At 46.4% G+C, this 22041-nt stretch carries 16 protein-coding genes and 1 pseudogene; 5 read left to right on the top strand and 12 right to left on the bottom strand.

Translation table 11 applies throughout. The features are described 5' to 3' along the window. Positions 1 to 150: 150 nt before the first annotated feature. The 3 genes from NLX73_RS00785 to NLX73_RS00775 all read right to left on the bottom strand — a co-directional run bounded on the left by NLX73_RS00785 (position 151) and on the right by NLX73_RS00775 (position 3159). Positions 151 to 492: a cupin domain-containing protein gene (locus NLX73_RS00785; protein ID WP_023989787.1), complete on the bottom strand. Its 342-nt coding sequence runs from the start codon at positions 490 to 492 to the stop codon at positions 151 to 153. A 74-nt stretch (positions 493 to 566) separates the two neighbouring features. Next, entirely contained in the window at positions 567 to 1811 is a 1245-nt protein-coding gene (locus NLX73_RS00780; protein WP_226887745.1) for a PTS ascorbate transporter subunit IIC, read from the bottom strand. A gap of 325 nt (positions 1812 to 2136) precedes the next feature. Next, positions 2137 to 3159, bottom strand: coding sequence for a substrate-binding domain-containing protein (locus NLX73_RS00775; protein ID WP_061828751.1), 1023 nt, complete (start codon positions 3157 to 3159; stop codon positions 2137 to 2139). 338 nt (positions 3160 to 3497) lie between these two features. On the opposite strand from NLX73_RS00775, the gene NLX73_RS00770 reads away from it, so the two are divergent. Beyond that, positions 3498 to 4691, top strand: coding sequence for a glycoside hydrolase family 5 protein (locus NLX73_RS00770; RefSeq protein WP_254325104.1), 1194 nt, complete (start codon positions 3498 to 3500; stop codon positions 4689 to 4691). Between the two features lie 302 nt (positions 4692 to 4993). After that, on the top strand, positions 4994 to 5629 hold the full coding sequence (locus NLX73_RS00765; protein ID WP_254325103.1) for a LysE family translocator: 636 nt from the start codon (positions 4994 to 4996) through the stop codon (positions 5627 to 5629). Between the two features lie 434 nt (positions 5630 to 6063). Here the strand turns inward: NLX73_RS00765 and NLX73_RS00760 are convergent, their stop codons facing one another. Both NLX73_RS00760 and NLX73_RS00755 read right to left on the bottom strand, forming a co-directional pair. After that, on the bottom strand, positions 6064 to 6645 hold the full coding sequence (locus tag NLX73_RS00760; RefSeq protein WP_235308961.1) for an NAD(P)H-dependent oxidoreductase: 582 nt from the start codon (positions 6643 to 6645) through the stop codon (positions 6064 to 6066). Between the two features lie 74 nt (positions 6646 to 6719). Continuing rightward, entirely contained in the window at positions 6720 to 7304 is a 585-nt protein-coding gene (locus NLX73_RS00755; RefSeq protein WP_254325102.1) for a TetR/AcrR family transcriptional regulator, read from the bottom strand. Between the two features lie 181 nt (positions 7305 to 7485). On the opposite strand from NLX73_RS00755, the pseudogene NLX73_RS24880 reads away from it, so the two are divergent. Next, positions 7486 to 7695, top strand: a pseudogene (locus NLX73_RS24880) (oxidoreductase); the annotation flags it as partial. Between the two features lie 50 nt (positions 7696 to 7745). Here the strand turns inward: NLX73_RS24880 and NLX73_RS00745 are convergent. After that, positions 7746 to 8417, bottom strand: coding sequence for a DUF4183 domain-containing protein (locus NLX73_RS00745; protein WP_302055241.1), 672 nt, complete (start codon positions 8415 to 8417; stop codon positions 7746 to 7748). Between the two features lie 465 nt (positions 8418 to 8882). On the opposite strand from NLX73_RS00745, the gene NLX73_RS00740 reads away from it, so the two are divergent. Continuing rightward, positions 8883 to 9296, top strand: coding sequence for a DUF4183 domain-containing protein (locus NLX73_RS00740; protein ID WP_250266444.1), 414 nt, complete (start codon positions 8883 to 8885; stop codon positions 9294 to 9296). A gap of 151 nt (positions 9297 to 9447) precedes the next feature. Here the strand turns inward: NLX73_RS00740 and NLX73_RS00735 are convergent, their stop codons facing one another. Further along, positions 9448 to 10185 carry a cyclase family protein gene (locus NLX73_RS00735; RefSeq protein WP_165178643.1) on the bottom strand — a complete coding sequence of 246 codons (738 nt, stop codon included), beginning with the start codon at positions 10183 to 10185 and terminating at the stop codon, positions 9448 to 9450. A gap of 362 nt (positions 10186 to 10547) precedes the next feature. Here NLX73_RS00735 and NLX73_RS00730 point away from each other — a divergent pair, with 362 nt between their 5' ends. After that, entirely contained in the window at positions 10548 to 11831 is a 1284-nt protein-coding gene (locus NLX73_RS00730) for a pectate lyase family protein (RefSeq protein ID WP_254325100.1), read from the top strand. Between the two features lie 146 nt (positions 11832 to 11977). On the opposite strand, the gene NLX73_RS00725 is transcribed toward NLX73_RS00730, so the two are convergent. From NLX73_RS00725 to NLX73_RS00705, 5 genes are all read right to left on the bottom strand, one after another. Beyond that, a complete protein-coding gene (locus NLX73_RS00725) occupies positions 11978 to 13045 on the bottom strand; it encodes an ABC transporter ATP-binding protein (RefSeq protein WP_013311421.1) in 1068 nt (355 codons plus the stop codon). Between the two features lie 214 nt (positions 13046 to 13259). Then, on the bottom strand, positions 13260 to 14639 hold the full coding sequence (locus NLX73_RS00720) for a sensor histidine kinase (RefSeq protein WP_254325099.1): 1380 nt from the start codon (positions 14637 to 14639) through the stop codon (positions 13260 to 13262). Positions 14640 to 14641: 2 nt separating this feature from the next. Further along, positions 14642 to 15352 carry a response regulator transcription factor gene (locus NLX73_RS00715; RefSeq protein WP_061828739.1) on the bottom strand — a complete coding sequence of 237 codons (711 nt, stop codon included), beginning with the start codon at positions 15350 to 15352 and terminating at the stop codon, positions 14642 to 14644. Between the two features lie 168 nt (positions 15353 to 15520). Further along, positions 15521 to 16027, bottom strand: a complete 507-nt coding sequence (locus NLX73_RS00710; RefSeq protein ID WP_254325098.1) for a hypothetical protein — start codon at positions 16025 to 16027, stop codon at positions 15521 to 15523. Positions 16028 to 16184: 157 nt separating this feature from the next. After that, a complete protein-coding gene (locus tag NLX73_RS00705) occupies positions 16185 to 21911 on the bottom strand; it encodes a WIAG-tail domain (RefSeq protein ID WP_254325097.1) in 5727 nt (1908 codons plus the stop codon). Between the last annotated feature and the right edge of the window lie 130 nt (positions 21912 to 22041).

Genomic DNA, 22041 nt, shown 5'->3' with positions numbered 1-22041 from the left:
AACATACTTGCAGGTCTTCTTCTAAAAAAGATAAAAATGAAATGTATTGGACATGCCAGAAGGCATCATCCGCCTCAGTTGGTTGCCGCGGAAAGGCTTCGTAAATCCCTCCAGATCTCGGGGTAGATAAACCGTATTTTGTAAGGGGATTTACAGAAAATCTGCACGTGCTGGTGTAAATGCATCTAGCAGAATACCGCCATCCTCCAGTGGGATACAGCCATGAAGAGTATCGGATGGAAAATGGATGCTGTCTCCTTCTTTGACGGTCTGGACTTCCTTGGTTTCGCCATTATCGATCATGAACTTAAAACTTCCCTTTATTACATAAGTGACTTGCTCATGGACATGCTTATGCAACAGGATCTCCCCTGTTTGGGCTTTAGCAAACATCACTTTGACATACATAAGCTGGTCGCTGTGGGCCAGCACTTTCCGGGTGGTATTACTGTCAACGATGTCAATTTGAATATCTTGGTCGTTAAAAAACATGGATAATTCCTCCTCTTTTTAAGCACAAATGATTTAGATAAGTTATTTTGAAAAAACTCATAAATCGATTTAGTTTAAAACCAGCGAAAAATAAGCCAAAGTACTCCGGAAAGGGTAGTAAAGTCGGGATCGGCGAACGTTACCCCTTCGGCACCCAAAAAAGAAAAGAGCGGCAAGGTGAGAGCCGGCAGCAGACAGAGCAAGAATCCATTAAGACAACTGGAAATAACAGCTCCTCTGAAACCACCGCTGGAATTGCCGAATATCGCGGCTGCACCACCAGCAAGGAAGCAGGCCATGATCCCCGGCACAATGACAGGCAATCCGATAAACGGGAAAAGAAAGACGCAGGCAACGCCTGTGAAGAAGCTGACCAAGAAGCCTACCAACGCGGAATTGGGTGATTTATCGAACAGTACCAGAACATCCACACCAGGGATTGCTCCAGGTGCGAACACTTGGGAGAAGCCTTTGAAAGCGGGTACAATTTCAGTTGTGAACAGCTTAACACCTGCTTTTGCGATATACAAGCCGGCAGCAAAAATAGCTGACTGTTCGAGGATAAAGACGATATATTCTTTCCCATCCGATAATTTGCTGACATAATCAGAACCAGCAACCAGTCCAGATACCAGTAAAAGCACAAGCATCGTCAAGGTCGTTGCAACATTGGGGTCGCGCAAAAAACTGATGCGGTCATTAATTTTCACATTTTCGGTGTCATTTTCACGGTTGCCAAAAACTTTCCCTAAATAGGTACCTAGAATGTAAGAGGTCATGGAAGCATGAGCAATCGTATATTCATCCGATTTAATAATGTTTTTGCTGGCATTCCGGAGGAGGTAAGGAAACACCGCCATATAGCTCCCAATTACCAAAGAACCGACGATGATCGTAGTCAGCGAACTGAGACCCAGACCTTTCATAACGGCTGTAGCGGCAAAGCTCATAAACAAAATCAAGTGAAGAGACAAATAAATGTACTTGAACTTGGTCAGGCGTGCAAGCACGATGTTAAGGATCATGGAAAAGAGCAGAATGAGCGCAGCATCCGCCCCGATCTGATCAATGGTCAGTGCCATAATGGCTTCATTGCTGGGTACGACACCTTTAAGGTTGAACGCATAAGAAAAAATTTGGCTGAAGTTAGTGAGAACGCCACCTAAAATGCCGCCGCCGACCTTGATCATGGTGAAGCCCATAAAAGAAAGGGTAGTTCCCGTAATAATTTCTGATACTTTCTTTCTCTGGAATATAAGGCCGAGTAATGTCACAATCGCGATAATGATGGATGGCTCCCTGATAATGCTCATAAACATTTCCATAGTGATCTCCGACTTTCTTTTATTTATTTTCCATTCTTACTAAATCGATTTAGTAATACACGAAAAAAATTTCCCTTCCGGGAATGTAAAAAGAAGCAGAATCATTTTTGTGAATTAAATCACAACTAACTCCATACATTATTCGTCTAAGCTCCATTCCTCCCCTCTCTTCAATCGCAACATCACTAAAATCAGGACATACATAAATGAAAGGGTATTCATGACTCGAATCATAAGACCATTATAGCTCTTTATTTTCTTTTTACAATAGAATTCATAAAAACGTTTTCAAAAAGATAAAAAGGACTTATTCAATTATTCAGTTCAGTTTTTGGACAGATTCTCTGTGGTTAATGACCGGATTCATTCGGATGATTTCTGACAGCTCCTCATGATCCTGTTCTTTTTGATCAATTTTCTCCAGCAGCAGCCTCGCACTTCTTTTCCCCATTTCAAAACTCGGCTGGGAAACGGTTGTGATCGGTGGATTATAAAAAGATGCAAAGGATACATCATCTATGCCAATCAAGGAAAAGTCATTAGGTATGGTCAGATGATTGTTTTTGGCATAAATCAGTACCTGCTCCAAAATCATGTCATTCGTAGCAATAATTGCAGTGGGCGGATTCTCCATGTGGAATAGTTGTCCAATCAGATTGGGCATTTCATCCAACCTGCCGCTTTTGATGTAGTTTTCATTCACTGGGATGTCATGTTTGCCCAACGTATTTCGATAACCTGACAGTCGCTCACTTCGTGTAGTGATCGCTTTTTTGCCTAAGGGGAACGTGATAATCCCAATGTTGTTATGACCATGCTCAATGAGTGCTTCAACCGCAAGCTCGCTGGCCTTTTCATTATTCAATAGCACCGTATCTACGCTGATTTCATCGATTTTCCGGTCCACAAACACGAAAGGATAGCCATTCTTGACAAGGGAAACATATAATTTCTTGTTCTCTTCCGTCGGGAAAATGATAAGTCCATCCACTTGCCGAGCAATCATCGACTGGACATACTTTTTCTCTTTGAGCGAATCATCATCGGTATTGCAGACAATGACCTGGACATTTTCCAGTTGGCATTCATCTTCAATGGCACGCACGACTTCTGTAGTAAATCTCGATAAAATGGTTGAAGAAATAACTCCCACAATGAAGGTCTTCTTCTGCTTGAGACTACGTGCCACCTCATTGGGTATATAACTGAGATCCTCAATCGCTTGCTCGATCTTCTTCTTGGTGTTTTCACTCATATAGTTGTATCTCTTTTGTAGAAACTGCGAAACTGTACTCTTCGACACCCCGGCACGTTCTGCAACTTCCTTCATCGTTGTTACCATAATTACCCTCCTTTCTTTTTTGCATGTCATGCGTGTTAATTTTCAAATATATATATTCTGCAACCTGTATGTAAAGTGAATTTCACTTTATTATATACCTTCTTTTACAGCAGGAAAATATAATAAATAAAGAGTTAGAGCGTGCCATCCAGCCCATAAACAACCGCTCCCACAAAAGCTGGACACTTAGCTTAACCATCCGTTGTTACGACTCTATTGAATTCGAACGAAATCTTAGAAAGATACGAATTTTATGAACTTGTTTGATGGAAGATTTGAACATAAAATAAAAATGTAATCGGTTACAATTTCTTTTAAATAAAGGAGGAAGCAGAATTATGAAGAAAAAAGGAATGAAAAAAACATTTTTCGTCATTGCCTCCCTCGTAATGGGCTTCACACTGTATGGCTATACTCCCGCTTCAGCAGATGCAGCCAGTGTGAAAGGATATTATCATACCCAAGGAAACAAGATTGTAGACGAATCCGGGAAAGAGGCGGCATTTAACGGTCTGAACTGGTTCGGTTTGGAAACCCCTAATTACACCTTGCATGGACTGTGGAGCCGCTCAATGGACGACATGCTAGATCAAGTGAAGAAAGAAGGCTACAATCTGATTCGTCTGCCTTACAGCAATCAGTTATTCGATTCCAGTTCCCGTCCAGACAGTATTGATTATCACAAAAACCCTGATTTGGTCGGATTAACTCCGATTCAAATTATGGACAAGCTGATCGAAAAAGCTGGACAACGCGGTATTCAGATTATCCTTGACCGTCACCGTCCAAGCTCAGGTGGGCAATCCGAGCTGTGGTACACATCCCAGTACCCTGAGTCTCGCTGGATTAGCGACTGGAAAATGTTGGCTGATCGTTATAAAAAAAACCCTACCGTCATTGGTGCGGATTTACACAATGAGCCACACGGTCAAGCAAGCTGGGGCACAGGCAATGCCTCCACAGACTGGCGTCTGGCGGCACAACGTGCAGGGAATGCGATTCTGTCCGTGAATCCGAATTGGCTGATTCTCGTAGAAGGTGTAGACCACAATGTACAAGGCAACAATAGCCAATACTGGTGGGGTGGCAACCTGACAGGTGTAGCCAACTATCCTGTCGTTCTGGACGTACCGAACCGTGTCGTATATTCTCCACATGATTACGGCCCTGGTGTGTCTTCGCAGCCATGGTTCAACGATCCGGCCTTCCCGTCCAACTTGCCAGCGATCTGGGATCAAACCTGGGGCTACATCAGCAAGCAAAACATAGCTCCGGTGCTGGTTGGTGAATTCGGCGGTCGTAATGTTGATTTGTCTTCTTCTGAGGGGAAATGGCAAAATGCACTCGTAGACTATATTGGTGCCAACAACCTGTACTTTACGTACTGGTCCCTGAATCCGAATAGCGGTGACACAGGCGGTCTGCTGCTGGATGACTGGACTACCTGGAATCGTCCGAAGCAAGATATGCTGAGTCGAATTATGAAGCCTGTTGTTTTCGTAGCGGAACAAGCGAAAGCAACCGCAGAATAGGCCTGTCGCCTGCTCCACGGGTATATGACAACGGCCCATCCTTTGGGCATTTGACACAGGACAGGCTGCCCATGTTTTTTGCTGATTATCGTGAGTGAGTAACTACGTAGTATACTCTCATTGTAAAAGCCGCTTTCCCTCCTTTAGGATCAGGTCATGCCAGACCTATGGAGGGGTGAAAAGCGGTTTTTTTAGGTAAACTTACATAAACGTATAACAGATATTGAAGATTGACAATGAGCTATTTACTAAATTATCATTACCTTTTAATGTATTTCATAATGAAGAGGTGGTGCTCAAAAATGTTTGGAATTGTAAATTATGAAGTATTTTTGCTTACTGGAATCCTCCTAAATCTAATTCCTGGTGCAGACACAATGTATATAATTGGGAAAAGCATTGCACAGGGGAGAAAAGCCGGTGTGTATTCTGTTTTCGGTATCATTAGTGGTTCTTTGATCCATACGTTGTTAGTTGCTTTTGGTTTATCAATTATACTTACAAAGTCAATTATCGTGTTCAACATGATTAAAATAATTGGAGTTATTTATTTAGTTTATCTAGGGGTTAGAATGCTATTAGATAAAACAAATGCAAGTTTTAGAGCATCTGAATCCAATAAACAACACAGCAACAGAAAAACATATCTACAAGGGATGTTGACCAGTCTTACCAATCCCAAGGTTTCTTTGTTTTTCATTGCCTTTCTTCCACAATTTATTGATACAAAGGCTTCTGGTCCCATTCCATTTATCATTTTAGGACTTACATTTTCGTTCACCGGATTATTATGGTGCTTGTTTATTGCCTATTTTTCCTCTTACATTACCCAAAAAATAAAAGTCAACCAAAGGCTTGGCAGCTATTTAAACAAAATAACCGGGATTATCTTCATTGGATTAGGATTAAATCTACTTCGAGCAAAGGCTCCTCAATAAACTTGATTAATTGTTCACAGTGTTCCACTAACAGGAACATTTTTGAATTCATCATATGACCACCTACATAGCTAAATGGTGGTCATATTTTTTCAAGAATCAACACAGTACAATAACAGCTAAGCTTTCCTCCCCTTCTTGACGCCTTCTTTCCAGTTTTACACATTGTAAATTCCCCATCGAATGGGAACCCAGCACAGTCTGTTTTTTTATCCCTATGCATTATTGGGGCCCTGCCGGTCTAGCGATCGGATTTATTTTAATCGTTGCATCGATATTTATATAACGTTGATTGCAAACATAAGCTATTCCGAACACCACAATGCGAGCCAGTTGCTCCCATTGTGGTCTTTTTCCTTTTCGCAGGTCAATTATGATCAGATACCACCATGGTTTACCTGTAGCCAATGGATTTGGGGCAGGCAGGTGAAAATCTAGCTCATGTTTCGCCCCAGCTGCTCCACCTTGCTCAGCCAATCGTTGCGCTGCTGATCCGATAATTTATTCATGAGATCAATCGCAGTAGAATGCACTGGTTTGACACCACATAGATGCAGCGTGGAATCCTTCATCATTCGATGCCCAGGCTGTCCCTGGAAAAATCGGTAGTACCAGTGTGGACCGTCCATCGTTGTAATGAGGCGGGCCGTTCTTCCTTTTAGAAGCTTGTCAGGCAGGGGTTTTCCTTTTTGATACTTAAACGCAAATCCCGGCATAAAAGTACGGTCAATGAATCCTTTCATTAATGCAGGCAAGCTGCCCCACCAGATCGGAAAGACAAAAACGAGATGTTCTGCCCATTTAATCGACTCCTGTGCTTGGATCAAATCAGGCTCCAGCGGCAATTTATTACGATATCCACCTAATAGATTTGGATTAAAATCAAGCTCGGATAGCTGCAACAAACGAACCTCTGCCCCTGCAGCCTTCGCTCCTTTTACATAGGATTGAGCCAACGCTTCTCCATAACTGCCAGCGACAGGATTCCCTTGAATTACCAATATTTTTTTAGACATATAAACCAATTCCTACCTTCATATTATGATTTTAGTTAGAAAACACTAACTTTATATTTAAAAAGAAAAGGTCACTACTGACCTTTACTTAATAAAGCAGTTAAACGTTGTTTGACCTCTGTTGCAAATGGGACCAACTGCTGTGGAAGTTCACCTTCCAGGCTGGACACGGACAAGCGTGTAATAGCTCCAATGATGAGCACACCGGATAGCTGAGCATCCTGCTTCGGCAGTTCACCTTGTTGAATCCCCTGTTCGATGAATTCAGTCAACGCCTCCAGCGGCTGACGCACACTCTGGCTCTGGCTTGCTTCAACATACAGCTCATGATGCTGTGATAGTAGAAGCAAACCATACTGGTCCTCATCATGCATATTCAGCACTTCATCCACCAGTTGATGGAAACGACTGACGAAGCTCCCACTCTGCTTGCGATAGAAGTCAATTAATGTGGTGTAGCTATTGCAATACTGCCCGAATACTTCCAAGGCCATCGCATCTTTACTCTTAAAATGCTTATAAATCGCGGCATCCGTCACACCGGCAGCCTCTCCAATTTCTTTGACCGAAATCCCGTCAATTCCTTTGGTTGCAAATAAGCACATCGCTGCCTGCAGAATATCTTTCTTTTTGCTGTCTATATGTGTTTTCTTATTCATAAGCTTATAGTAAGCGATAACTAACTAAAATGCAAATTATATTTATGCAGGCTCATTCCCTCTTCATACCTTCATTTAAAATATATTGATTTTAACCTAATACACCATGTTTTTATACGTGATTAAGTTATGAACACCTTAAATCATACGTGTATCACCACATTTTATTCATATAAAATAGATATGTAACCGAATAAAACGGGCACTAGGACAGGTGGGACTCATTATGCTTGAGGTGCATGCAGTCACCCAGCAGGGAAAAGACTCAGGCAGTCTCGGTATATGGAGCGACGAGCACATTTCCCCGCTGCAAAAAGTCGTGCAAGCCATCCATGACCAAGGCTCCAAAGATAGTCTACAGCTTTGGCATGTCGGACGCAAAGGCTCGTTGCCCCAAGAAACAGCTATATCTGCCTCTGGGTTGCCTCACCGCGAACAGTATCATCCACTGGATCGCACACTAAACCGAACAATTTCCACAATAATAGGTGTGCCGGAGAGAATTGCCTCCCCTTCGTTAAGGCGAATCGTCAGCGATGCAGGTGTCAGGCTGTACAATGTGCTTTCTTGTATCATTCCATTAATGTATAGATTGGCATAACTGTTACTTCCGACATTAAACCGTTGAAAAGCCTTCTGCACACCATCTACAGAAAATTGATCCGCCATAATCGTGACTGAAGAATCAATCTGGTCAGGAGCAAAATAAAAATACCGCTCAGTCGTAGGAACAATTTCAATATTTGAAATGTCAGCTGCCGGGCCGGTTGGCCCTGTTATACCTCGGGCTCCAGTAGGACCCGCCATGCCCTGCGCTCCAGTAGGGCCAGGTGCACCTGTTGTACCTGGACTGCCTTGGACTCCAGCCGGACCTGGCACTCCTGGCGCTCCCCGTGTTCCTGCTGGACCCTGTATTCCTGGTATTCCTTGGACTCCCGGTGCTCCCGCTGGACCTGGTACGCCCTGCACTCCTGCCAAACCTTGAACACCCGGTGCTCCTGTCGTTCCGGCTTGACCTTGCTGTTCTGTCAAACCGGGAATGCCTTGTTCTCCCCTTAAACCAGCAGTCCTGTGCTTACCATCCAGCTCTTTGATCTCTCGCGCATCTACCAAGTTCCTTTTCTTCCGATGCCGTCCATGAATATTGTAATACCGTCGTTGTATGTTTAGCTTTGGATGCTTTTGGGCATGGAGTCCTCTTTTTCTTCTGCCTTTGAGTGGATGACTTGTTTTACATTTTTTTCGATTGATAATCTTACTTCGACTGATGATCTTACAATGTACGGTTCTCTTTCCTTGCCTTCTTAGTGATGAATCGCGTCTCCTCATACCAGCCGTATGCACCTCCTTCTCTCATGCTATGTATTGTATGCATATCCCCCTTTAGGGTTTTAGGCATTTGTAGCATGCCGATCCCAAGTATCCGCTTCCATTTATATTTGTAGCAAAATAGGGCTTCTCCATTTACCCTATTATTAATAGAAAGGTTAATATGCCGTTTCCAAATAGGTTAAAAAATCATTTATTGATTAAGAGCCAGCAAAATGGTTCATACCACAAAGAAAGGAGATAAGAACCATGCCAATCATAAAACCTGTATATACAGCAGTAGCTACTGCTCCCGTAGCAACTGGTGGTGCCGTAACCACGACTGTAACCCCAGCCGTGACTCGTTTTTTTGCAACCATTACAGCCGGGATGATCGGCGCAACAACAACAACTGTTCCTGCCGCAAGCTTTGTTGATGACGCAGATGCTCCAGTTGTTGCTTTGCCGACATTAGCGGCTACGGATTCTTCTAATTATTATATTAACGGAGTTATTCAGCAGAGCTCCTTATTCACTCTAACCACAGCAAGTTTGGTCATTGCCTCCGTAGATATTACACCAGGTGTCCCAGTTGTTATAGAAATATCCGACTTTAGCGGCACGACCTCTACTATCACAACTCCGCCTACCATCTCTGCGCCTACGGTCACTATTATCACTTAACACTTTTCATATTTTTGATTCAAGATGGACTGAACGGTCATTTATGCTGTACATTACCCCGTATAAGCTAGAAAAGACCGATTCAGATGTCGATATCTGAATCGGTCTTTTAAATTATATAATCTTTTTCAAATGACTGGGTACTGTATGATTAAGGCAAAATAGCAAAGGAGCGCACCGGAAATCCAGGGGAATCCTGAACGCTCGGAACAATATTATATATGACCGCGCCCGTCGGGGGTAGCTTGTCCAAATTCGTCAGCACCTCAACTTGATACCGATCCTGCTCCAATATGTAATATTCCCCTACCAGCTTGCCAGCATTGCGATAAGCTACAGAGGAATCAGTATCTAGTGTTTCATGTCCAATGGCAGCTACATTCCGTTCTTCTACCAAAAAGCGTAGCGCTTCCAGCGACCAGCCCGGACAGTGTGCATCTCCAGCGTCATCCTTGTTTGAGAAGGCATCTGAATCAGGCCAACGTTTGCTCCAGTCACTGCGAAAAGCGACAAAGGACTGATCAGCAATGCGTCCATGCTCTTTCTCAAAGTCCAAAATATCCGCAACCGTAAGTTCATAGTCAGAATTGGCTGCAACGGCTGCTGAACGGTCAATGACAACTAGCGGCAAAACCAGTTCCTTCAACGAAAGCTCATGCAAGTAACGTTTGCCCTTCACAAAATGAACGGGTGCGTCAATATGAGTCCCATACTGACCGGGAAAGCAGTATTGTTTTACAAAAAAGCCATCGTCGTGGGTAAACAGGGTATCCACCTGAACATTATCGAATACGGGAAAATGAGGGATTTCAGGATAAAAAGCGTGGGACAAATCTACCCACTCTTTTTGCTTCAACAACTTCAAGATATCTGCTAAATGCTCTGCCATGATGCCCATTCCTCCTCAGCTTTATTACAAGCCATTTTACTTGAGGATTCTTCAAAAATCTATAAATCGAAATGAAATCGTTAACATTCTGAGAAAAACACATAAACAATTCCATATATTCATATATACATTTCCTATTCCGTGTGATTGTTAACGTTTTCATTATTACATATACGTCTTGATTGGAAAAAGAAGGGGTCTATTGAATTATATAAAAAATTCGACAAAAATTTTAGTATGTAACTTTTATTATATTAACAAATACTGGAACACGAAGTATGATAGAAAATGTAGAAACCACAGGAGCACCCGGGACTCCCTTCGTTCATCTACTCCATTAATCCAATATACGGAGGTATTTTATGAAAAAGAGATTTTCACTCGGAATCGCAGCGGCTCTACTGTTCACTACTCTGGCTCCTATAGGTGCACCTGCTCATGCAGCCAGCGATATTGGCAAGGAGACGCTCGGCAGCAAAAACGGATGGGCAGCCTTTTCTACAGGCACAACAGGTGGAGCTACGGCGACTACCTCCAATATTTTCACCGTAACGAATCGCAAGCAACTTGTCGATGCCTTAGGCAAAAGCAGCAACACAGTGCCTAAAATTATTTATGTCAAAGGCACGATCAATGCCAACGTCGATGACAATAATAAACCGTTAGGATTGGACGACTACAAGGACACTGAATATAATTTTGACGCCTACCTCAAAGCGTATGACCCATCCACCTGGGGTAAAAAGGCTCCGTCCGGCACTTTGGAAAAGGCACGCGAAGCTTCACAAAAAAATCAAGCCAGTCGTGTCATTATTGATATTCCGTCCAATACAACCATTGTCGGGCTGGGTAGCGACGCCGTCATTAACGGCGCAAACCTCCAGCTAAAAAAAGGGACAGACAACGTTATTATCCGTAATATTGAATTTCAGGATGCCTACGATTATTTCCCTCAGTGGGACCCAACAGACGGCAGCACAGGCAATTGGAATTCGGAATATGACAGTATTACAGTTAACGGCGCCACACATGTGTGGGTAGATCACAATACCTTCAATGATGGGTCTCACCCCGATAGCCAAAACGGTACCTTTTACGGTCAAGAATACCAGCATCATGATGGACTTCTCGATGTGATTAACCAAGGCGATCTGGTTACGGTTTCTTACAATCATTTTTACGATCATGATAAATCGTCGATTATTGGCAACAGTGACAGCAAAACAGCAGATGAAGGAGCTTTACGTGTAACCTTGCATCACAACTATTATGAAAACACGGTACAACGCACACCACGTGTACGGTATGGACAAGTCCATCTGTACAACAATTACTATACAGGTGATGTAAAACGCTCCGAATATCCTTTACTGTATATATGGGGTGCAGGTAAATCCTCCAAAATCTTCGCCGAAAACAATGTCATTGACGTTGCCGGTTTATCTGCAGCTAAAATCGTGACTGTCTTTGGAGGAACTGCCCTGTCAGATACGGGCACAATCCTGAATGGACAAGCTGTTAACGCAGGCTCCAGCGCGGGTCTTAGCTCCTCTGTAGGCTGGAAACCATCGCTGAACGATAAAATTTCCCCATCCGCCAGTGTGAAGACAGAAGTCACTTCCCAAGCTGGTTCCGGTAAGCTGTAAGCACTGCCCGCTAACACCAATAACCACAGGCGCATACAACCTGCGATATTACACCAAAAAGGCTGTTTCCTCCGTAGAATGATTCCACACGGAGAGAACAGCCCTTTTTTATTTCTCATTGGTTTAGTTATAAATTACGTTGCGCATTAACTGCCGTATTGTTCTACCAAAACCGGCTTTTCAAATGCGTTATCCAGCTTGCGAAGTTTAGCCTTTACCGCTTCTGGTGGCTCAACCGCAGGCGCATCTGGATGCAGCAACCATGATTTTACAAAGTGCGTATCGGATAATTGAAAGAGTGGAGGCTCTTTCTCAAAGTCAATTTTCATAGCATAAGAACTGCGGGCTGCAAAAGCATCCCCTACAGGTGGGTGAAGCAGATCCGGAGGTGTTCCCGGAATAGCTGCCAGCTTCTGACCATGACTGTCCAAACTTGGCATAGAAGCGAGAAGGCCCCATGTATATGGATGTTTCGGGTTATAGAAAATTTCATTAACCGTACCTGTTTCCACGATTTGTCCTGCGTACATAACGGCAACACGGTCCGCCATCTTCGCCACAACACCGAGGTCATGCGTAATAAAGATGATGGAAGTATCGATCTTTTTCTGAAGATCCTTCATCAGCTCCAAAATTTGAGCTTGAATCGTTACGTCCAACGCTGTCGTCGGTTCATCGGCAATCAGAAGTTTCGGATTAGCAGCCAATGCCATCGCAATGACGACACGTTGACGCATACCGCCACTAAATTCATGCGGATATTGGTTAAAACGCTGTTCAGGATGTGGAATACCTACCAGATTCAGCAACTCAATACCCCGCTTGCGAGCAGCATCCTTGGATATTTTTTCATGCTTGAAAAGCACTTCCGTGATCTGCTTGCCGACTTTCATCGTAGGGTTAAGCGAAGTCATTGGGTCCTGAGAAATCAGGCCAATTTCCTTACCACGAATTTTTTGCATCTGTTTTTCTGTTTTATTAATCAGCTCTTGTCCGTCAAACATAATTTGACCCTTTTGATAGATGCCCGGAGGGGTCGGAATCAACTTCATAACAGCTTGTGAGGTTACGCTTTTGCCTGAGCCGGATTCGCCCACAATCGCCAGCGTCTCTCCTTTATTGACATGAAAGTTTACGCCACGAATGGCCTGCACTAGTCCCTGACGGGTCTTGAAAGATATCGTTAAGTCCTTCACTTCCAAAAGGCGGTTCATCTCATCACTCTTTCATTTATTATTCATCACTATTATTGACCACTATCTAAAAAAACGACGTCCAGGAGTCAAGGTATATACGATTAATTTTACTCAGTTTTGTACCTACCAGTCAAGCTATATCTAAAATATCACCAAAAACCTCTCATACTATGTTAGATAAATGGGATATTAGGCCGAAAAAACGATCATTTTTACCCATTTCTGTACTCATTTATAACATGTGCTGGATATAGCTAAAGCGTGCTCCACCCAATGGCGAACGGGTGCAGAGTAGTTCTCCGTTCAATCGGGTAGCAATTTGACGACAAATAGCCAATCCAAGACCTGTGACACCATTCGAGCCCGCATAGAATCTTCCGAACACCTCGGCTGCCTCTTGTTCGGTCAGCCCTCCTCCATCATCATCCACATGCATAACCCATACAACCTCCGGTGTTGTCCCTGTCTCCAAATGAATGACAACCTCCGTAGAGGTGTGCCGAACTGCATTTTGCAACAAATTCAACATTATACGGAACAATTGCTCGGCCGGAACGGCCACATGCAGGCCCTCTCCCTCCACTCGAAGCGAGATAGAACGTTCAGCAGCCACCGGCATCAATAGATGAACAGCATCCTCCGCCATGCTTCTAAGATCAACGAGAGAGACAGGCCATTCCTCATTCAGCGCTTCCAGCCTTGATAGCTGCAGCAGCTTTTCCACCATATCAATTAACCGCTGGGACTGCACTTTGATGATACTCAGCCCCTCGTCCTGGGATACCACTTGATCCTGAATGGCATATACATAGCCTTGAATGGACATTAACGGTGTCCTTAGCTCGTGAGATACATTTTGTAGAAATTCAATTTGACCCTGATGGTGCTGCTGAATACGGGCGGACATGGAATGAAAGGTACCGATCAGCTCGCCAATCTCACTTTTATCCGCCTGCGGAAAATCACTATCCTGTGGCTGATTCGGTTCGTAGTTGCCTACCGCCTCTTTCAATCGTTTGAGTGGACGCACCAGACGTGAGACAACCATCAGACCAATGACGAGAATCACCAAAAAACCCGCGATGATAGACAGTAATGTGGTTCTCATTAACGGTACATACAGTGCTCTCAAGGAAGATAAGGGTGAGTATACAAAAATACGAAAAGGTTGTCCGGGCAATTCCTCATTCGTAAACAGTACCTTTTTACCTTGAAGCACAGCTACCCCTTCATGTGTAGCGGTCAGATCCTGGAGAGACGGATGAACCGATGCAAAAAATCCCTGGCGGATCAAAAGCAAACGCTCGATCTTTTTGCCTTCCATTCCAGAGACGCTTGAGTCGATGATACGGTTATCCGTACTTAAAATAAAGTAGTCGGCAGATAAAAGCACGCCCTTGATAACATAGTTGAATTCAGCATTATCCAGTCGATCAAAGCCTCCGTCGCTCATAATATGGACGGCTTTGCGCGCCTGCTCATGGAGCTTGGATTTAGCCTGATTCACCAGAATGTCGTCGATAAGCCTGATGAATAAAACGACCGTAATACAGACGGTAATAAGCATGGCGATGGACAGGGAAAGCAGTATTTTAGCTCTCATCGTACGCATGGTTATAACTCCTGAACCGTTGCTTTATATCCGAAACCCCATACGGTGTTAATGACGAGCGTAGAGTGATATTCAGCTAACTTTTTACGAATCCGTTTGACCAGATCATCCACGACTCTCACATCACCTATAAAATCATAGCTCCACACCTGCTGAATCAGATGTTCCCTGCCAAAAGGTCTTTCCAGATGATTCGCAAGAAACAGCAGCAGGTCGAATTCACGTGAGGTCAAATTTAGCTCTTGTCCGTCCACTGTGACTTTACGAAAGTCAGCAAAAATACACAGATTGCCCGCATGGCAAAGATCTGCGCTTCCTGCCGCTTGCCTATCGTCCGATGCAGACATTCCGGCCTTGCTCAGTCTCAGCATCGCTTTAACCCTTCCTACCAACTCTCTTGGATTAAAGGGCTTGGTCAAAAAATCGCTGCATCCCAGCTCCAGCCCGTGAATACGGTCGTTTTCTTCTCCACGGGCAGAGATCATAATGATCGGCATTTCTGTAAAATCACGAAGCTGAGTCAGTAGAGAAAGCCCATCAATGCCAGGCATCATAATATCAAGAACGAGACAATCCGGACGGTTCGTACGGATATGCTCTACCAGTGTTTTACCACTGGAAAAGGAAGTGACCTCGTAGGATTCTTTTTTCAAATATTCAGATATTAATTGCAAAATGAACACATCGTCATCCACTACTACTATTTTTGTCATGGCCTTAACCCCTTGCCGTTGTTCTGGATGCTTCCATCCTCTCTTTAAGCTTAACAGAAGCCCAGCAGAATAGACAAAAGACGGGTATACCGTTCCCGGTCCCGTCTTTCTTATCATGAATCGCTGCTGTATATGCCAGGCGAGCTGAAAGCTAATTACACATCAATCTTATTTCTTGGTTGTTACTACTTTAGCAGCTGTTTTTGGCGCTGTTTTCACTGTTTTTGCTGGGACTACTTTTTTAACTGGAGCTTTGTGAGTCACTTTTTTAGCTACGACATGATGTGCACGAGTTTTATGAGCTGTTGCTTTGTGTTTAACAACATTATGTTTTTTTGCATGATGTTTAACTGTACGGTGCTGCACTTTCACTGCTTTTGTTTTGTGGCTAGCCACTTTTTTCGCAACGGATTTTTTAGCAGGAGCTTTCTTCGCTTTGGTTGTTGTTTTATGAGCTGTTACAGCTTTTTTAACAGGTGCTTTCACCACAGGTGTTTTCGTCACAGGTGCTTTTGCCGGTGTTTTGGTAGCCGGAGTCGTAACCACAGGAGCTTTGATCGCTGGTGCAGTGCTCGCTGGAGTCGTTGTTGCTGTAGCGGCGAATGCACTGCTTGCTCCTCCCAGTACACTTACTACGGTCAATACGGCTGCTGCATTTTTAGTCCATTTTTTCATGATTGAATCACCTCTCCTTTAAAGTATCTTTAGCTTATCAGGAGAATTCGGGATAATTGTGGAGCAAATGTGTGAAAAGTATATGAAAAAGCGTGCAGCCCTGTATTTAGAAAATACATGAGTCTGCACGCTATGAGTTCTACAATAACCATCTTCACTAGCCAATGGCGATCCAGGAAATAATACCATAATTATGCGCGGTTTCGTTCCACTTGGTTACGACGATCACTGCTCCATTCGGTGTCTGAGATTTCAGCGTTGCATGAAAGAGAGGGTGGTTCGTCATCGCTACCAACGTGTAGTCTGGGTTTACAAAAGGCTCCCCGAATACAATGGTCACTTCCGTCTCTCCTTCACTACCTTTCAAAAGAAACGGCGCTCTGCCAAACTGCTGCAATGCGGGCTGATTCGCACAAGTACGGACCGGAGTGATGCTCAAATGCTCCGGCTTCACTGCGTTTAGCTCCAGCTCACGTGAGCCTACAGAGCCTTCCACCAGATGATGACCTTCAATGCTCTGCTCTGCCACATGATGGCTTTGTACCGCAGCAGCCTGCAGATGCTCTGGACCCACAGCTTCCGGGCTCAGTACCTCGCTGTCGACGGCCTGAGCTTGCAGATGGCTGCGAGATATACTGTTTGCCTGAAGTCTGTCGCCACTGACACCTTCCTCTGGCAAAAGTCCGGAGAGATGAATATCTGTGGACAGCTGAGCCAGTGTCACCGAGCCCGGTTTTAGGTGATGCGAATCAATAACTTCCTCTCCAATGTGGTGGCTTTCAATAGCTTCCTCAGCCACATGGCGGGACTGTATCGTTCCATCTGCAAGCTTGCTGGACGTCACCGCTCCTTCCTGTATAGCATCCTCAGCCACCGCCTGCCAGCCTACATGCTGCGGCTGAATTGCCCCTGCTTGCAGATGTTCCGACTGGATTGAATCCAGCGCGATATGCCTGGACTGCACCACGCCCTCTGCCAGTGCGGACCCTTGGATCGCCCCATCGGCCAAATGCTGAGCGTGTACGGCATGCTCCGTCAAATGCACGGAGTTTACGCTGGCTTCTGCCAGATTCGAAGCACGCACCGCCCGAAGCGCAAGCTTCTCAGCGTTCACGCTGCCTGCCTGGAGCGCGTGAACCGATACACTCCCGGGGGCAATGTGCCGGGTCATCACTGCCGAAGCCTCCAAATGGGCAGAGGTGACAGATTCAGGAGCCAGATGGCTCGACTGGACGGCCTCTTCTGCCAAATGATTGGCTTGCACCGCTTCGTCCGTAATATGCCACGGCTGGACCGAATGAGGAGATATTTTGGCAGCAGTCACACCATCATCTGCCAGTTTGTCGGACGTAACGGATTCATCCTGCAAAGCATCGGTTGATATTGCTTGGGATGCGATATGCACACCCTGAATGGTTCCAAGATGCAGATGGTGCGGCTGAATGGACTCCGGTGCGATATGCACGGACTTCACTGCTCCCTCTGCCAGCGCTCTATCCTGTACTGCGCCAGGTACCAGATGCCGGGGGTGTACGGCATGTTCAGACAACTGTGAAGGGCCGACGCTGCCTTCCGCGAGATTCGTCGCTTGCACCGAGCGTGCCGCCAGCTTTTCCGAAGTGACGCTTTCTGCTTGAAGCGCACGACTGGACACACTGTCCACGGCCAGATGTCTCGCAAACACCGAGGAAGCCTGTAAATGATCAGAGGTGACGGATTCCGGGGCCAAATGGTTTGACTGGATGGCCTCTTCTGCCAAATGATTGGCTTGCACCGCTTCGTCTGTAATATGCCACGGCTGGACTGAGTGGGCAGACAGCTTGGCGGCAGTCACGCCCTCATCCGCCAGCTTGTCGGACGTAACGGACTCATCCTGCAAAGCATCGTTCGATATGGCCTGTGAGGCGATATGCACACCCTGAATGGTTCCCGTTTGCAGATGGTGCGGCTGAATGGACTCCGGTGCGATATGCACGGACTTTACTACCCCCTCTGCCAGCGCTCTGTCCTGTACTGCGCCGGGTGCCAAATGCCGGGGATGTATCGCCTGCGCAGACAGATGTGAAGGGCCGACGCTGCCTTCCGCGAGATTTAACGCTCGCACCGAGTGTGCCGCCAGCTTTTCCGAGGTGACGCTTTCTGCTTGAAGCGCACTACTGGATACGCTATCCGAGGCCAGATGGCTCGCAAGCACCGTCGAAGCTTGCAAATGGGCAGATCTGACGGATTCCCGGGCCAAATGGTTGGACTGGACAGCCTCTTCTGCCAAATGATTGGCTTGCACCGCTTCGTCTGTAATGTGCCACGGCTGGACCGAGTGGGCTGACAGCTTGGCGGCAGTCACGCCCTCATCCACCAGCTTGTCGGACGTAACGGACTCATCCTGCAAAGCATCGGTCGATATCGCGTGTGAGGCGATATGCACACCCTGAATGGTTCCCGTTTGCAGATGATGCGATTGGATGGACTCCGGTGCGATGTGCACGGATTTCACTGCCCCTTCTGCTAGCGCTCTGTCCTGTACTGCGCCCGTTGCCAAGTGCCGGGTGTGTATCGCTTGCGTGGACAGATGTGGAGGGCCAACGCTGCCTTCCGCGAGATTCGTCGCTTGCACCGAGTGTGCCGCCAGCTTTTCCGAGGTGATGCTTTCTGCTTGAAGCGCACTACTAGATACGCTATTTGGAGCCAGATGGCTTGCAAGCACCGCTGAAGCCTGCAAATGGGCAGAGGTGACAGATTCCCGGGCCAGATGATTGGACTGGACGGCTTCTTCTGCCAGATGTTTGGCTTGCACCGCTTCGTCTGTAATGTGCCACGGCTGGACCGAGTGGGCTGACAGCTTGGCGGCAGTCACACCCTCATCCGCCAGTTTATCGGACGTAACAGACTCATCCTGCAAAGCATCGGTTGATATGGACTGTGACGCGATGTGCTCTCCCTGAATGGTTCCAATTTGCAGATGATGTGGCTGGATGGATTCCGGTGCGATGTGCACGGACTTCACTGCACCCTCTGCCAGTGCTCTATCCTGTACTGCTCCAGCTGCCAGATGCCGAGTGTGCACCGACTGCGCAGAAAGATGTGAAGGGCCGATGCTGCCTTCCGCGAGGTTCATTCCTTGTACCGAGCGGGCTGCCAGCTTTTCCGAGGTGACGCTTTCCGCTTGAAGCGCACGACCGGACACACTATCCGGGGCCAAATGTCTCGTGAGCACCGAGGAAGCCTGTAGATGCACTGAGGTGACCGCTCCTGCAGCCAGATGTGCCGAATCCACGGCCGCCACAGCCAAATGGTTGCTTTGTACAGCTTCGTCCATAATATGTCCGGACTGCACGGCATGGGCAGACAGTTTGGTGGGAGTTACGCTTCCCTCCGACAGTTTGGCAGAGGTGACCGATTCATCCTGTAAGGCCGGAGTCGCTATAGCCTGCAATGCGATATGCTCTCCCTGAATGACCCCGCTTTGCAAGTGCTCCGATTGGATGGATTCGGGCGCAAGATGTACAGACTTTACAGCGTTCTGGGCTAATTCCGTCTCCTGCACTGCTCCTGCAGCCAAATGCTGAGTGTGTACGGCTTGCGCAGCCAAATGTCCGGGACCCACGCTGTTTTCTGCCAGATTAGAAGCCTGCACAGCACGGGCCGCTAGCTTCTCAGAGGTGACACTTTCTGACTGAAGTGCATGACCGGATACACTGTCGGGGGCGAGGTGTTTGGTTTGGACCGATGCAGATTGCAAATGATTAGAGGTGACCGATTCTGGAGCGAGATGATTCGCCTCCACCGCTTCAACAGCCAGATGGTTACTCTGCACCGCTTTATCCGTAATATGCCACGGCTGCACGGAACGAGCAGACAGCTTAGAGGAAGTGACACTACCCTCAGCTAACTTAGGAGCCGTAATCGCCAAATCATTGATTTTATCCGTGGCCACACTTTCCGGCGATAGTTTCAGTGAAGTAACGGCATGGTCCTGCAAATGATGGGAGTACACCGCTCCGCTGGCCAAATGCGCGGTTTGAACAGCGCCTTCCCCTAGTATGTCTGCGGTAACGGACTGTTCTTGCAAAGCCGAGGTTCCAACACTGTCTTCCCCAAGATGTTTGCTCAGCACAGAACTCTGGGCCAAATGGGTCGAATCGACAGATTGAGCCTGCAATGCCTTTCCACCCACACTGTTGTCGGCAAGGTGGTTTTCACGAATCCCCCCCGTTGCAATGTGTGCGTGTGTAATGGCTTGAGGGGCAATCTTATTTCCAGTTACCGCTCCTGTGGCAATTTTAGGTTCTGTCACTGCTTCGTCAGCAATTTTGTCAGACTTAATCGCGCTCGAGGCAATGTGATTTTCCTTGACAGCCTGATTCGCCACATGGTGTTCCAACACTGCCCCCTTCCCTAATTTCTCGCTCGTCACAGCCCCGGAATGCAAATGTTGCTCCGTAACCGCCTCCGATGCAATATGATCTTTTCGAATGATTTCCGACTGGAGGTGTACGGAAGAGACTGCCTCCGGAGAAATTTGGGGACCTTGTATGGCTGCTGTAGCAATATGTCTGGTAAGTACCGCCTCGTCGGCAATTTTGTGTGGTAAAATGCTCTGATCCGATATCTTGGATGAAGTGACGGATTGATCGACAATTTGCAATGAGCCTACAGACTGATCTGCCAGTTTATTGGACTGAATGCTCCGATCCGCCAGGTGGCGGGCTGTCACTTGGCCCGTTCCAATCTGCTCTTCCCCGATGGAGCCAGGACTCAGATGCTTTCTTTCAATCGCTCCAGCCTGAATGTGCGCACTGGTCACTGCCTCAGACTCCAGATGGCGCCCGCTAACAACGCCTTCCTCCAATTGTTCCTTACCCACAATTCCATTGGATAGCTGCTTGCGATTAATCGAACCGGGGGCCAGATGCCTTGCATGAACGGCATGCTCGGTCAGGTGTGCACTCTCAATGCTGCCAGCTTGGATTTTAGCTCCATCCACAGCACCATCCCGCAGTTTGGAAGTGGTCACAGATTGATCGCCCAGCTTGGAGCTGTCGACAGCTTCATTAGCCAAATTGTTCGATTGAATCGTACCACTGCGAATTTTATCCGAGGTGACCGACTGATCTTGAAGCATATCTGAAGACACGATCCATTGCTTGAAGTGACGGCTCTCAATGGAGCCATTCGCAATATGATCACCGCTGATAATCTTATCAGCCAGCTTCTCAGGAGTGATGCTGCCATCTCGAAGCTTTTCACCACCGATGGAGCGATCCTGCAATTTACTGCCTGACACCGATGCGTCCGACAGATGTTCCACCGTAATGGAGTCTGCGGCAATCTTCGAAGAAGTCACAGCACCGTCGGCTATCTTAATCGTTTGAACGGCATAATCCGCCAGAGATTCCGTGTGGATGCTCTCTTGTTTCAGCTTGCTGAAATCTATGGAAGCGGGAGCGATCTTCTCACCCGTCACAGCGAAATCGCTCAAATCGTCTGTATAGATGAAAGCATTGTTTACATGTGGGGCCTTCTTATTGCTCAAAATTTCCTCCACATCAATTGGATCAGGTTCTGGTTCTGGCTCCGGCTCTGGTTGTGGTTCTGGTTCTAGCTCTTGGGGTTCCTCCATTGACACTTGAGTCTCCTCTGCATCCGCACCTTCAACCTCTGTCTCATGCGAAACCTCGATTTCAGGTTCGACAACTGTCTGTAGCTCCGGCTCCTCTTTGGTTGGGGGAGGCGGAGAAGCAACTTGATGAAGTCTTGCTTCTGTCTCCCTCTCCGCAGGCTGTGGCTTCACGCGCTGTATCATACTTAATTCATTCATATCCGGGTCAATTACACTATAGAGCGGCTTTTTGTTTCTTATGGTTTTGCGGCTCTTATTCTTCAAGCAGCTCTCTCCCTTCTCGTATTTATCGTTACAGCATCATATGCAGGCCCTTAGGCACTTGCCACCCCGTGCAAGGATACACTTTTGGGTAAAAAGGATACTTACTGAAATCCACGTTTGAAAAAAAATA

It is taken from the genome of Paenibacillus sp. CH40 (assembly GCF_024213605.1).
GTDB lineage: Bacteria > Bacillota > Bacilli > Paenibacillales > Paenibacillaceae > Paenibacillus > Paenibacillus polymyxa_B.
This window is presented reverse-complemented; position numbering and strand designations above follow the sequence as displayed.

Bases quoted from the DNA above. Each gene is read 5' to 3' on its own strand.
- NLX73_RS00785 (WP_023989787.1), bottom strand. From the start codon at position 492: ATGTTTTTTAACGACCAAGATATTCAAATTGACATCGTTGACAGTAAT.
- NLX73_RS00780 (WP_226887745.1), bottom strand. From the start codon at position 1,811: ATGTTTATGAGCATTATCAGGGAGCCATCCATCATTATCGCGATTGTG.
- NLX73_RS00775 (WP_061828751.1), bottom strand. From the start codon at position 3,159: ATGGTAACAACGATGAAGGAAGTTGCAGAACGTGCCGGGGTGTCGAAG.
- NLX73_RS00770 (WP_254325104.1), top strand. From the start codon at position 3,498: ATGAAGAAAAAAGGAATGAAAAAAACATTTTTCGTCATTGCCTCCCTC.
- NLX73_RS00765 (WP_254325103.1), top strand. From the start codon at position 4,994: ATGTTTGGAATTGTAAATTATGAAGTATTTTTGCTTACTGGAATCCTC.
- NLX73_RS00760 (WP_235308961.1), bottom strand. From the start codon at position 6,645: ATGTCTAAAAAAATATTGGTAATTCAAGGGAATCCTGTCGCTGGCAGT.
- NLX73_RS00755 (WP_254325102.1), bottom strand. From the start codon at position 7,304: ATGAATAAGAAAACACATATAGACAGCAAAAAGAAAGATATTCTGCAG.
- NLX73_RS00740 (WP_250266444.1), top strand. From the start codon at position 8,883: ATGCCAATCATAAAACCTGTATATACAGCAGTAGCTACTGCTCCCGTA.
- NLX73_RS00735 (WP_165178643.1), bottom strand. From the start codon at position 10,185: ATGGCAGAGCATTTAGCAGATATCTTGAAGTTGTTGAAGCAAAAAGAG.
- NLX73_RS00730 (WP_254325100.1), top strand. From the start codon at position 10,548: ATGAAAAAGAGATTTTCACTCGGAATCGCAGCGGCTCTACTGTTCACT.
- NLX73_RS00725 (WP_013311421.1), bottom strand. From the start codon at position 13,045: ATGAACCGCCTTTTGGAAGTGAAGGACTTAACGATATCTTTCAAGACC.
- NLX73_RS00720 (WP_254325099.1), bottom strand. From the start codon at position 14,639: ATGCGTACGATGAGAGCTAAAATACTGCTTTCCCTGTCCATCGCCATG.
- NLX73_RS00715 (WP_061828739.1), bottom strand. From the start codon at position 15,352: ATGACAAAAATAGTAGTAGTGGATGACGATGTGTTCATTTTGCAATTA.
- NLX73_RS00710 (WP_254325098.1), bottom strand. From the start codon at position 16,027: ATGAAAAAATGGACTAAAAATGCAGCAGCCGTATTGACCGTAGTAAGT.